Origin of the sequence: Sphingopyxis sp., assembly GCF_035944815.1 — a bacterium.
Taxonomy (GTDB): Bacteria; Pseudomonadota; Alphaproteobacteria; order Sphingomonadales; family Sphingomonadaceae; genus Sphingopyxis.
In genome coordinates, this window is the sequence record NZ_DASZAU010000009.1 from 735,771 (window position 1) to 748,509 (window position 12,739).

6 protein-coding genes and 1 pseudogene are annotated in these 12,739 nt (G+C 66.7%); 2 read left to right on the forward strand and 5 right to left on the reverse strand.

The genetic code is table 11. From position 1 onward, the window contains the following. Positions 1-37: 37 nt before the first annotated feature. The 3 genes and pseudogenes from VGU00_RS14190 to VGU00_RS14200 form a co-directional block, all read right to left on the reverse strand. Positions 38-421, reverse strand: a complete 384-nt coding sequence (locus VGU00_RS14190) for a curli assembly protein CsgF (protein ID WP_327469547.1) — start codon at positions 419-421, stop codon at positions 38-40. A gap of 665 nt (positions 422-1,086) precedes the next feature. Then, positions 1,087-1,740, reverse strand: a pseudogene (locus tag VGU00_RS14195) (NAD(P)H-dependent flavin oxidoreductase); the annotation flags it as partial. Between the two features lie 151 nt (positions 1,741-1,891). Next, positions 1,892-7,642, reverse strand: coding sequence for a hypothetical protein (locus tag VGU00_RS14200; protein WP_327469549.1), 5,751 nt, complete (start codon positions 7,640-7,642; stop codon positions 1,892-1,894). Between the two features lie 122 nt (positions 7,643-7,764). Here VGU00_RS14200 and VGU00_RS14205 point away from each other — a divergent pair, with 122 nt between their 5' ends. Further along, entirely contained in the window at positions 7,765-8,382 is a 618-nt protein-coding gene (locus tag VGU00_RS14205; RefSeq protein WP_327469551.1) for an ECF-type sigma factor, read from the forward strand. Here VGU00_RS14205 and VGU00_RS14210 read toward each other — a convergent pair. Both VGU00_RS14210 and VGU00_RS14215 read right to left on the reverse strand, forming a co-directional pair. After that, positions 8,379-10,814, reverse strand: a complete 2,436-nt coding sequence (locus VGU00_RS14210; protein WP_327469553.1) for a serine/threonine-protein kinase — start codon at positions 10,812-10,814, stop codon at positions 8,379-8,381. The two genes, VGU00_RS14205 and VGU00_RS14210, sit on opposite strands and share 4 nt — an antisense overlap. Before the next feature lie 160 nt (positions 10,815-10,974). After that, positions 10,975-11,925: a helix-turn-helix domain-containing protein gene (locus VGU00_RS14215; protein ID WP_327469555.1), complete on the reverse strand. Its 951-nt coding sequence runs from the start codon at positions 11,923-11,925 to the stop codon at positions 10,975-10,977. On the opposite strand from VGU00_RS14215, the gene VGU00_RS14220 reads away from it, so the two are divergent. Next, positions 11,822-12,739, forward strand: coding sequence for an SDR family NAD(P)-dependent oxidoreductase (locus VGU00_RS14220; protein ID WP_327469557.1), 918 nt, complete (start codon positions 11,822-11,824; stop codon positions 12,737-12,739). The genes VGU00_RS14215 and VGU00_RS14220 overlap by 104 nt on opposite strands.

Here is a 12,739-nt window from a genome sequence, read left to right on the forward strand (position 1 = left end):
CAAAGCAGGGCGGCCGCAATTTTCAGGGCGCCGCGCATCATTGCACCTCGACGAAGAGCGGCACGACGATCTTCGTTTCCTCGCCCGTATCGTCGTTCCGGATCGTGAGCGTCACCGAGTCGAGCGAACGGAAAAAGTCGATGGTCTGGCCGCCGAAGCTGATCGTGCCGCTTTCCTGCGGGTTGTCGCCGAAAATGGCGTCGACGATCTGTGAAGAAAGCGATGAGAGCAATCGCGACTGGAGCTGCCGCGCAAAGATATCGGCTTGCGACGACGAGCTCGTAGCGCGCGGGTCGCGATAGTCATTCTGCGCAGTTGCAGTTCCGAGGATATGGTTCGAGTTAAACGGATTGCCGCCAAAGGTCGGACTGATCGGTTCGTGGACCAGATCCTGCGCCGCGGCCATCGGCACAAAAATCATCGCCGCCGCAGCTGCAGCAAAATATCGTACGTAGCGAGTCACGTGCCCCCCCAGGCAGAATGCTTCCATGACACCCCAGCCTGATTGGCAAGGGATTCGCGACCCGGGCGGAGTTAATATTCAGTTAAATCGGAATGGAAAGCCCTCGACTCGGAAAAAGTTATCCTGTCTCAAATTAAGACGGATGGTTCGATTTCCCGGAGCTATCTCCGCACCGTGACAGATATGATTCAAATATATTTCATTTAAGTTGCGCATTGGAACTTGTCATCATGTGACGAGTTTTATGGATTATTCGAATCGAATCTGAAGTTAGTTACAGTCTCTAGTTCATGTTTTAAATGCTTACGTTTTAAATTTTATCGGTGCTTTCCGATGGCGGGGGCGTGCCGAAAAAACATGAGCGCGAAGCAGGGGGTCGCCGGTACGTCGCCTCCCGGCAACCCCATAATATTTTTGGATTGACCTGGAATCGTCCGATGGATGCTCAGTGCGCGAATTATCGCGTAAGACTTCGCGCGTTCCTTCATCGGTCGCCCGTCTCGAAAGTTAACCCCCACTGGTGTCGGCGGAGGTGACAAGGGGCTGCTCTCTGCCGTCTCGGCGCCAAAAGAGGGCCGTCCGGAACCGGCCATGAGCGACCTACGTAGGTGATGCCTTTTGGATTAGCTCAATCGATCCCGAACCGCTTCAGCATGTGCCATGATCTTCTTCACCAGCTCGGCACAGGTCGGGATGTCGTGGATCAGCGCCTGGCTCTGGCCGCTGGTCCAGATGCCGCCGTCGACGTCGCCGTCGCGCAGGACATTCTCGCGCCCGCGCACGCCCGCCATCAGATGCTTGACGTCGTCGAAGCTCTTGGTCGGGTCGCGCTGGATTTCGGCGACCTCGACCGATACCGCATTTTTCGCGACGCGCGCGGTGTTGCGCAACGTCCGGCCGACGAGCACTGTGTCGGTTTCGGTCGCATCGACGATGCGCTGCTTCACATTCTGGTGGATCTGCGCCTCGACCGTGGCGCAAAAGCGCGTGCCCATATTCACCGCATCGGCGCCGAGTGCGAGCGCGGCGACGAGGCTGCGCCCGTCGGCCATGCCGCCCGAGGCGATGATCGGGGTGTCGGGCAGTGCATCGACCGTCGCGGGCAGCAACACCACCAGCCCGACATCGTCCTCCCCGGGGTGACCCGCGCATTCGAAGCCGTCGATGCTGATCATGTCGACGCCCTTCCTCACTGCCGACACCGAATGGCGGACCGAGGTGCATTTGCGGATGACGGTGACATCGGCTTCCTTGAAGCGCGGCAGGTGATCGGTCGGGGCACGGCCCGCGGTTTGCGGCCAGCGCTATAGGAATGAAGGGGTTTGGCGAGCTTTGCCTGCGGGCCTCTTCTGCCATTCCGCGCTGGAAAGCCGACAGTCTTCAACCGGCCATCTCCGTTCCCGGCGACGGGAACGGAGATATCGATCATCAAAAGCCGAAGGCAACGCCGACGCGGCCGCCGGTGGAACCCTTGACGGTCGAACCCGCGATGCCGCCGCTGACATAGACGCGCGGAGCCAGACGGACGACTGCTGCGCCCGAGAAGCCTTGCTCTCCGCGATAGGTGGCAAGGTTGAACGAGACCGATACGTCGCTGTCGGGGACGATCATCGTGCCGCCCATGGCCATCGCGGTCGCGATACCGCCGTTCGCCTGCACCGCATGGCGTTCGAGCACCAGCGTCCGTTCGCTGAGCGCCGTCGTCTGCCGTTCGAGCAGGTTTACCCGGTTGGGCAGCCCGCCCAGCGTCGCGATATCGAGCGCCGCCGTGCCGAGATTGCCCGCGGCGTCGGTGGTCAGCAACTTGAGCGCGCCGCTCTGCGCAGCATTGCTCGCCGCGGATCCGATTCCGGCGAGCGTGTAGGTGCTCGTTGTCGTGCCGAGTGCGACCTGCCCGGCGCGGCTGGCGACTGCGCCGTTGCCGATCGCCACGGCTCCGTCGCCGGTCGCGCTGCTGCCGTTGCCCAGTGCCACCGCGCCGGTGCCGACCGCGCTGTTGTTCGCGCCGATCGCGACGGCGCCGATCCCGGTTGCGATATTCGGATCGCCGATCGCCACCGCACCATTGCCCGATGCGGTATTCCCCGCGCCGATCGAGATCGCCTGGCCGTTGATCGCGCGGGCGTTGGCGCCCATCGCTACCGACTGGTTGCCGCTGGCGACCGCGCCGGGGCCGACGGCGATCGAGTCCACGCCCGTCGCTTGCGGTCCCGGCCCCGTGCTGTTGGCGCGGAAATAGGCGCCATTGGCGAGCGCGGTGTTCGCGGTCGATTGAGCCGCAGCGGCTTCCGACCGCGCCGTCGTCGCGGTCAGCTGTGCCGCCGCAGCGTCGCTACGCGCAGTATTTGCCGTCGTCTGCGCCGCGCCTGCGCTGGCGAAAGCGGCGTCGGCGCGGTCCTGCGCGGTCGCGGCATTGGCGCGCGCGGTGTCGGCCTGCGCCTGCGCCGTCGCCGCTTCGTTGCGGGCGGTGTCGGCGGTGGCTTGCGCGGCAGCTGCGGCCGCCGCGTTGGCCTGCCCCGCCGCGAGCGCCTGGTCGGCGGTCGCCTGCGCCGCATCGGCGTTTGCGAAGGCGGCGTCGGCGCGGCTCTGCGCCGCCGCCGCTTCTGTACGGGCCGTGTCGGCGGTGGCCTGCGCATTTGCCGCCTCGAGCCGGGCGGTGTTCGCCGTACCTTGCGCTGTCGCCGCATTGATCAGCGCGGTGTTGGCCGTGCCCTGCGCCGCGAGCGCGGCGGACTGCGCCGTGGCGGCGTTGGCGAGCGCCGTGTCGGCGGTACCCTGTGCCGCCGCAGCATTGGCCACGGCGCTGTTGGCCGTACCCTGCGCGGCGTCGGCGGTCGTCTGCGCCGTTGCGGCATTGGCGAGCGCGGTATTTGCCGTGCCTTGCGCGGTGGCGGCATTGCCCAGCGCGGTATCGGCAGTGGCCTGCGCCGCCGCGGTGTTCGCGGTCTGCGTCGCGATCGCGCCGTTCAACTGATCGAGGTTCACCGCGTCGGTGCCTGCCGTCGCCGCGCCGACATTGGCTACGACGCGCTCGTTCCCCGCCGAACCGACCGATACCGTGTTGGCGCGATCGGCGTTCGAACCGGCTCCAAGCGCGACGCTGTTGAGCGCCGTGGCCGTGGCGGCATCCCCGATCACCGTAGAGCGGTCGGCGATGGCAAAGGCGCCGGCGCCGATTGCGATCGAATCGTCGCGCAGGGCCCCACCGATATTGCCGATCATGATGGAATCTCGGCCGGCGGCCGCCGATTGCGAACCAATGGCGATGCTGAAATCGCCGCTGGCGCGCGTCGGGATCAGGTCGCCGCCGCCGATCGCGATGCCATAGGCGCCCGCTGCGGTCGCATTTTCGCCGACCGCGACCGCCGATGCGCCCGAGGCAGCGGCTTCTTCGCCAATCGCAACCGTGCCGTCGCCTGTCGCCTCTGCGCCGCCGCCAGCCGCGATCGATTTCAGGCCGCCTGCCTGGGCGTTGGCTGCGGTCGAGTTCACCGCGACATAAGGATTGGCGCCCGCGGCGACCCCGGCGAGCCCGGCGTTGAGCTGTGCCAGGTTGACCGCGTCGGTCGCGGCGGTGCCGGCGCCGACATTCGCTATAATGCGCTCCGTCCCCGCGGCACCGACCGAAACGGTGTTGGCGCGGTCGGCGATCGAGAAACTGCCGAGCGCCACCGAGTTTAGCGCGGTCGCTTGCGAATCGCTGCCCAGGGCGGTCGCGAAATCGCTGCTGGCAAGGCTGTCGCGGCCCACGGCGGTGCTCTGGAGTGCCTGTGCCCGGGCGAAGGTGCCCGCCGCGGTGGCGCCCTCGGCGCTGGCCTCCGATACGAAGCCCGTGGCCGTTGCGTCCATCGCCGATGCCAGGCTGCCCGCGCCGCTGGCGGTCGACTGCAACCCAGTCGCTCGCGCGAAGTCGCCCGTCGCGGTGCTGCGTCCGCCCGCGGCTTGGGAAAAGCTGCCGGTGGCCGTCGAAAAGCCGCCGCTGGCGACGGCGCCCGAACCTGTGGCACTGCTGCTTTCGGCGGTCGCCTGCGCCCCGATACCCGTGGCGGTGCTGTTCAGTCCGGTCGCACGGCTGAGATTGCCGGTCGTCGTCGATCCTATCCCGCTGGCGATGCTGTCGCGGCCCGTCGCGGTCGCGCGTTCGGCGATCGCCTGCGCAAAGGTGCCGGTCGCGGTCGAACCGATGCCGCTCGCGACACTGATGAAGCCGGTGGCGGTGGCGTCCATCGCCGATGCCTGGCTTCCCGAACCGGAAGCCGTCGCTTGCAGGGCGGTCGCGCGCGCGAAATCGCCGGTCGCGGTGCTGCGGCTGCCGGTCGCCTGCGCGACGCTGCCCGTTGCCGTCGAAAAGGTTCCGCTGGCAAAGGCCGCGGTGCCGGTGGCGGTGGCGTTCTCGCTGGTCGCCTGGGCGCCGGTGCCGGTGGCGGTGCTGTTGAGCCCGGTGGCGCGGCTGAAATTGCCCGTCGTCGTCGCCCCGATTCCGCTCGCGATGCTGTCGCGCCCGGTGGCGGTGCTGCGTTCTCCGCTCGCTTCCGCAAAGGTGCCGGTCGCTGTCGAGCCAATGCCCGTTGCACGGGCGCCCCAGCCGAAGGCCGCAGCGTCCAGCGCGGTCGCGCGGCTGAACGCACCGATCGCGATGGCATGCGCATCCGTCGCCCGGCTGTCGGGACCGATCGCGATCGATTGGGTGCCCGTCGCCTGCGAAATTCCGCCGAGTGCGATATTGCCTTCCGATGCTGCATTCGCCTGGTCGCCGACGGCGATGGTCGAATTGCCGTTCGCAATGCTCAGATTGCCGAGCGCTACGGCGGCCGTGCCGGTGGCCGTATTGTCGGCGCCGATCGCCACGGCGCCGGTTCCGGTCGCCATATTGGGATCGCCGATCGCGACTGCGCCGTCGCCCGATGCGACATTCTCGAACCCGATCGAGGTCGCCTTGCCGTCCTGCGCGACCGCACCCGCGCCGATTGCGGTCGCGCCGTCGCTCATCGCCTGCGCGCCGGCGCCTGCGGCGAAGCTGTCATCGCCCATCGCCTGCGCCGCGGCACCGCCGCCGCCGACACCGACATAGGGATTGTTGCCCGCCGCAACGCCGGCGATGGCATTGTTGAGCTGCGCAAGGTTGACCGCATCATTCGCTGCGATGGCGGTATCGACGTTGGTAATCCGCCGCTTGACGAACTCCGACCCGACCGAGACGACATTGTTTTCCAGCGCCTCCGACGCATGGCCGAGGGCGATCGAATTGATCCCGTCGGCGACCGCGCCGCTGCCGATCGCGGTCGAATTGATCGCATTGGCCTGCGCCCCCATGCCGGCCGACAGCGACTGGTCGCCGGTCGCACTGGCGTTGGACCCGACCGCCACCGCACCGATACCGCCGGCCGAAGCGATATAGCCCACCGCCGTGCTGTCTTCGCCGCTTGCGATGCTTTCGGCGCCGAGGGCGCTACCCTTGTCGCCCGATGCCGACGCGTCGGCGCCGTAGGACACCGCCGAACTGCCTCCTGCGGACGCGCTCTGGCCGATGGCGATGGCGTTGTCGCCGCCCGCCGAGCTGTTCCGGCCCAGCGCGACCGCGTCGTCGCCGCCCGCCGTCGTCGTCCCGCCCGTGCTATTGACGCGCAGATAGGCGGAGTTCGCCGCGACCTCGTTCAGCTGCGCGAGGTTGACCGCATCATTCAGTTCGGTGCCTCTGGCCACGTGGACGATCTGGCGCCCGCCGTTGCTCGACCCGACCGACACGGTTCCCGCGCGATCCGCGACCGAATCGGCACCGAGAGCGACCGAATTGGTCGCACCGACGCCGACAACGGCATGATCGCCCAGCGCGGTGCCCCACTGCCCGAAATTGCTGGTATTGTTGCCCAGCGAGGTCGTGAAATTATTGTTCGTCGTCGATTCATGGCCGATCACGATCGAAGACACGCCGCCGGTCTGCGCCGACCGGCCGATCGCGATCCCGTCCGACAGGGCCGCGGACGCGCTTTCCTCGTCCGCAGAGTTACGGCCGCCGATCACGATGTTGCCGAAGCCGTTGCCCTTTGCACCGTCGCCGATAGTGATCGACTGGGCGAATTCATTCTTGGCGTTGTTGCCGATCGCGATGGCGCCGCTGAATATCGTCGCGGGGGCGCCCTGGTTCCCCGCGACGGCGTTGCCGCCGATCGCGATCGCGCCGAGGCCGCCAGCGAGGCTCTGGTTGCCCAGCGAAACCGCATCGACGCCATTGGCGATCGACGATCCGCCGATCGCAACCGCACCCGCCTGTTCGGTCTCCGCGCCGACGCCGAAAGCGATCGAGAAATCCCCGATCGCCTTGCTGACGACGCCGAACGCAAAGCTGTTCGATCCCGACGCTTCGCTGAGGCGGCCGATCGCGACCGCGTCGTCGGCGGTCGATTTGGCTTCGGCGCCAATCGCGATGCCGCCGATGTTCAGGGCTTCGGTGTCATAGCCGAGCACGATGCTGCCGACCCCGTTCGACACCGCACTACTGCCGATCGCAATGGCGCGATCCTCGTTGGCGTCCGACAGGGCGCCCACGGCGATGGTGTCGGGACCCCGCGCGAGCGACGTTTCCCCCACCGCGACGCTGCTGTCCACGGCGCGGGAGTTGTGGCCGACCGACGTCGAGAATCGGCCGTCGGCATTGGCGCCGCCGCCGAGCGCCACGGCCCCTTGGCCGATGGCCCTGGATTGAGCGCCGAGCGATACGCTGCCCAGCAGATCCGTTTTTGCGCTGCGACCGATCGCGACGCTCGCCACGCTCTCTGCCGAAGAGGTCAAGCCGATCGCGATGGTATCGAGCCGTTCCGCATTGGCGCGATCGCCAATGGCAATGGACGAGCCGCCGGTCGCGAAGGCCTGTTGGCCGATCGCGGTGTTGCGCGAGGTCAGGGGAACGCCGCCAGCGGTACCGGTATTCGCGCCGGCCCCGATCGTGATGTCCTGCGAGGCGATCGCTACGGCTTCGTCGCCGATCGCGACCGATTGATTGCCCTGCGCGACCGCACCCGGTCCGCAGACGGTGGCATCGGTCCCGGGGACGCTGCCTGCCGGCGCTTCGGCGGTCGAATCGCACTGAACCTGCTCGGCCTGTGCCGGGGCGGCCATCGTCAGAGATAGTGCGAGCGCTGCGGGCGCGGCGGTCAGAAGAAATTTGCTGGTCTTGCGCATCGGTAGTCCCCTTGTCCTCGCCGCCCGCAGGCGGCTGCGATGAAAAACGCGACCTTTGGGGGCGTCGCTCGTGCGGCGTGTTCGGCCCCCCGTGCGCGATTCCGGCGGGCCGGCGATCACGCTTGCCAAAGCCTTGGTGCGCCCGCATAAAATCGGGACGCCAAAGCTTTCGGCAAAAGGTAAGACGGGAAAAGTCGATCGAACCGGACACGCCCTCTTCAGAAAAAAATCCGAAAGCGGCCGATGCGCTGGTGGCAGCCCTGTACGACGAGCTCAGGACCATCGCGCGGCGCGAGCATTATCGCGCCGGTGGGCCGCAGACGCTGCAGACGACGGCGCTGATCAACGAAGCCTATGTCAAACTGCGCCGCGCCGATGGCTGGGAAAGCCAGTCGCATTTCCTCGCCTGCGCGGCGACCGCGATGCGACACATATTGATCGACGCCGCGCGTGCGCGGCTCGCGTCGAAGCGCGGCGGCGCGGGCGACTACAGCTTCACCCAAAGCCTCGATTCACTCGCTGCCGCGGTACCCGAGGACGAGCAGGTGCTGAAGCTTGGCGACGCGCTCGAGGGGCTCAAGCGTCTCGATGCCAATCTGGCGCAGGTCGTCGATTGCCGCTTCTTTGCCGGGATGGACGAGCGCGAGACCGCGGATGTGCTGGGCGTCACCGACCGCACCGTGCGCCGTTGGTGGGTGCAGGCGCGCGCCTGGATCCACCAGGAGATGGCGGCGGCCTAGCCCGCCGCGTCGATCCGTTTGCGCAGCGTTTCTGCCGATTTGAGATAGGATTCGCCGCCGGGCCCGGCCTGGCGGAACAGCGCCTCGGCCGCAGTGATTTCCTTGCGCGCTTCGGCGATCCGGCCCTGTTTCAACCGCAGCACGGCGCGGGCGCGACCGAGCACGGCCGTGGGTACGCCGGGCGGCACGGCATCGAATAACGGCTGCAACTGGGTGATCAGCGCCTGCGCGCCCGCGATATCGCCGGTTTCGGCGCGGGCTTCGGCCAGCGAGGCGCCGATGATGATCGTGGGCATCGCCTTGGGCGAAAGATTTTCGGCGGCCATCGGATAGGCTTCTTCGAGCGCCTTGCGGGCGTCGGCATATTTGCCGAGCGGAACCTGGGCGCGGCTCAACTGAACGAGGTCGACCGCGAGCCCCGCCGACTCCCCGAGCGTGGCGCGGCGCTGGGCCACGATGCCGCGGAGCAGCGGCTCGGCCTCGGCGGGTTTGCCGAGCCGGATCAGGCGCAGCGCCTTCAACTGCCGGATATTGAGGTCGGACGGGCTGTTCTTTTCGTCCGACCGCGCGATCAGGGCATCGGCACGCGCGAAGATCGGCGGCATCGCGTCGAGCTGGCTGGTCTCGATCATGTAAACGAGGATGTTGTTGTAGATGGCGATCACGTCGCGGTGGTTTTCCTTCCACACCACCTCGGCATCGGGGAGGGTCGCGACGAGCAGGTCGATCGCTTCCTGGGTCTTGCCGGTCCGGCGCAGATATTGCGCCTGCGCCTGTTTCAGTTCGACGATCTCCAGGCGGTAGCGGACCGGATCGGGCGTGAACACGCGTTCGGCATAGGCGAGCAGCTTCGGCATTTCGTCGGTGTTGCCGATCACGGCCGCGGCGGCCGCCTTTTTGACCATCAGATCGGCGGTCGCGGCGGGGCTGTCGCTGCCGACGCCGCGTTCGAGCGCGCGGCTGACGAGCGCGTAGGAGCCGGCATTGTCCTCCAGATTGACGTAAAGATTGAACAGCGTGCTGACGAGAACAGCCGATTCCGCGCTATGGTCGAGCGAATTGGCGAGTTTGTTGGCAGTATGGTCCAGCATCTGCTTGACCGTCGCGGTCTGACCCTCGTCGGTTGCGGCGGTATCACGCAACATCACGGTGAGCAGGCGGTTGATCGCCTCCGACCTTTTGGCCTCGGCCAAGGCGGCGTCGCGTTCGATCGCGGTGGCGCGCGCTTGCCACGCGATGCCACCGGCGCCGACGAGCAGCGCGGCGAGCACCGCGGCGGTCGCCGCGACACCCCAGCGATAGCGGCGCAGGAAGCGCCCGGCCATATAACGGGTCGATCCGTCGCGCGCCTGTACCGGCAGGAATTGCTGGTGGCGCGCGACATCCTCGGCCAGCGCGCTGACGCTCAGATAGCGTTCGGCCGGGTTGCGCCGCATCGCCTTCATCACGATCGCATCGAGGTCGCCGCCGATCTTGCTCGCCGGGACCGGCGTCGCGCCCGCGGCCGCGCGGCTGGGGAGGGCAGCATCCTCATAGAGTATGCGGCGGATCATCGCGGGGACCGAGGATTTTTCGCTGCGCCAGGGACTCTTGCCGCTGACGAGTTCATAGAGCACGACGCCGAGCGCATAGACGTCGGTCGAAACCGTCGCCTCGTCGCCGTCGAGCTGCTCGGGCGCGGCATAGTCGGGCGTCAGCATCGCCTGCGTCGTGGCAGGCAGCGCGGCGCTGTCGTCGAGCAGCTTGCCGATGCCGAAATCGACGAGGCGCGGCTTGCCGGCGGGGTCGATCAGGATGTTGGACGGCTTGATGTCGCGGTGGACGACGAGGTTGGCGTGGGCATAGGCGACGGCCTCGCAGGTCTCGCGAAACAATCTGAGGCGGGTGTCGAGATCGGCGGCATGGCTGCGGCACCAGGCATCGATGGGTTCGCCGTCGACATAGTCCATGACGATATAGGGCCGCCCGTCGTGCGCCACCCCTGCGTCGATCAGCCGCGCGATGCCTGGATGATCGAGCCGCGCGAGCAGCCGGCGTTCGCGCGCGAAGCTTTCGGCGCGCTCGGCGGCGTCGACACGCAGCAGCTTCAGCGCGACGCGCTGGTCGAAGTCTGCCCCAGCGCGGCGTGCGAGATAGACTTCGCCCAGCCCGCCGCGGCCGATGAGCCGCTCAATCTCGAACCCGCCGATGCCCTGTCCGGCGGCAAGCGAGGTATAGATGACCATTGTCGCTTCCGCACCGAGTTGCGGCGGGCTCAGGTCGAGGATTCCTTCGCCGCGCGAGGCGGTGAGCAGGCCGCGGACGGCGGAGATGATTTCGGGTGCGCGCGTCGATGCCGCCAGTCTTTGGGTCTGGGCATCCGGCGGCAGGTCGACGAGTTCATCGAATAGCTCCTGGATCGCCTGCCAATCGTCGCGGTCGAGTGCGGTCATGATATTATCCCCCCCTGGATCAGGGATATATCATCGGTGGTCGAGGTCAAAGCGGCCTTTCGAAATGCCTTCGAAGGAGCAAGCCTCCACCTTGCCGACGTGAGCTTCTGGCAAATCGCGGCCGAAAGCTGACAGTCTACAACCATGCGCTTCCGGGGTGTTAGTCGGAACGCAGGACCAGCTCGCAAGCCAGCGCGACGAGTGCGGTGCCGAGCGTTTCGAGCTCGCCGTCGGTTCGCGATCCGGCGACGCACGATGCGGTCAAGCAAAAGCCGGGGGCGATCGCGGTCATTGCGACCGCGGCCGTATAGACTCCCCGATGCGCATAGCCGCGATCGAGGGCGAATCCCATTTTCGCGGCCTCGTCGACCTGCTGCGCGTACAGCGCGAACGGCAGGACGGCTTGCCAGCGAACCGGCAAGAAGCGGCGCTCGAGTTCGCTTTTGTCGATGGCCTGCGCCGCAGCGATCGCGCGCCCTGCAGCGCCCGCGCCGAGCGGCTGGCGCTGGTTGTCGGCGAGTGCCAGCCGCATCCCCGCGTCGCTCTCCGCATGAACGACGAGTTGCATCCGGTCGCGCGAGACAATGCGCCACAATCCCACAGCCATTTCGTGCGTCTGCGCAAAATGCGCCATGCCCGGCCGGGCGCGATCGATGAGCCGCATCGCCCGATCGTCGGCCAATATCCGCGTCGCGAGCCATGCCGAGGTCATGCGATAGCGCTTCTTGCCCGCTTCGCGCTCGATGGCGCCTTCCGCCGCGAGCGTCTTCAACAGGTTCAAACAGCTCGAAGGGCTGAGCCCGGTCGCCCGGGCAATGTCCGACAGGGGTAGGGCCCTCGAATCCGCGAGCAGGCGGAGAATTGCAAAAGCCTGCGAAACAGAGCGTACCGGGCCGGTCATTAATCGGGCGATAGTTTCATATATATGAAAAAACAATTCCTGATGTTGAAATGTCTGCCGTAAGACCATATCGCGCTCTGAACGGGAATCGGATGGGAGAAGGGCCATGAGCTTATGTCTCGACGGAAAGGTCGTCGCGATCACCGGCGCGGGGCGCGGGATCGGGCGCGAACTGGCGCTGCACTGCGCGGCTGAGGGCGCTGCAGTCATCGTCAACGATCCGGGCGTGGCGCAGGCGGGCGACGGCGGCGATGCGGCCCCGGCCGAAACCACCGCGAACGACATCATCGCTGCGGGCGGCAAGGCGGCCGCCAATTTCGGCAATGTCGCCGATCCCAAGGAAGCCGCAGGCATCATCGAGGATGCGGTCGCGAAGTTCGGCCGCATCGACGCGGTGGTGAACAACGCCGGGATCCTCCGCGACACGATCTGGCACAAGATGAGCTACGAGGACTGGAAGAGCGTCATCGAGGTCAATTTGACCGGCGTCTTCAACGTCTCGAAAGCCGCAACGCCCTATTTCCGCGAGCAGCAGTCGGGCAGCTTCATCCACTTCACATCGACCAGCGGCCTCATCGGCAACATCGGGCAGGCCAATTATTCGGCCGCCAAGCTCGGCGTCGTTGCGCTGTCGCAATCGATCGCGCTCGACATGGCGCGCGTCGGGGTGCGCTCGAACTGCATTGCACCCTTCGCCTGGAGCCGCATGACATCGTCGATCCCCGCGACGACGCCCGCCGAACAGGAGCGCGTCAAGCGGCTCCAGTCGATGTCGGCGGACAAGATCGCGCCGCTCGTCGCTTATCTGGCGTCGGACCTGTCGCAGGACGTCACGAACCAGATTTTCAGCGTCCGCAAGAATGAGATATTGCTCTTTTCGAAACCGCGTCCCGTGCGTTCGATGGCGAAGCTCGAGGGCTGGACAGCAGAAGCGATCGCCAACGAGCTGATTCCCGCCTTCCGTCCCGATTTCGCGCGTGCCGACGAGGTTTCGGCGCACGTCTTTCCCTACGACCCGATTTGA

Coding starts and splice junctions, on each gene's coding strand:
- VGU00_RS14200 (WP_327469549.1), bottom strand. CDS start 7,642: ATGCGCAAGACCAGCAAATTTCTTCTGACCGCCGCGCCCGCAGCGCTC.
- VGU00_RS14190 (WP_327469547.1), bottom strand. CDS start 421: ATGATTTTTGTGCCGATGGCCGCGGCGCAGGATCTGGTCCACGAACCG.
- VGU00_RS14215 (WP_327469555.1), bottom strand. CDS start 11,925: ATGACTGCAGCGCCCTCAGCCGCGCAGTGCAGCGCCAGTTCGCGCCCG.
- VGU00_RS14210 (WP_327469553.1), bottom strand. CDS start 10,814: ATGACCGCACTCGACCGCGACGATTGGCAGGCGATCCAGGAGCTATTC.
- VGU00_RS14220 (WP_327469557.1), top strand. CDS start 11,822: ATGAGCTTATGTCTCGACGGAAAGGTCGTCGCGATCACCGGCGCGGGG.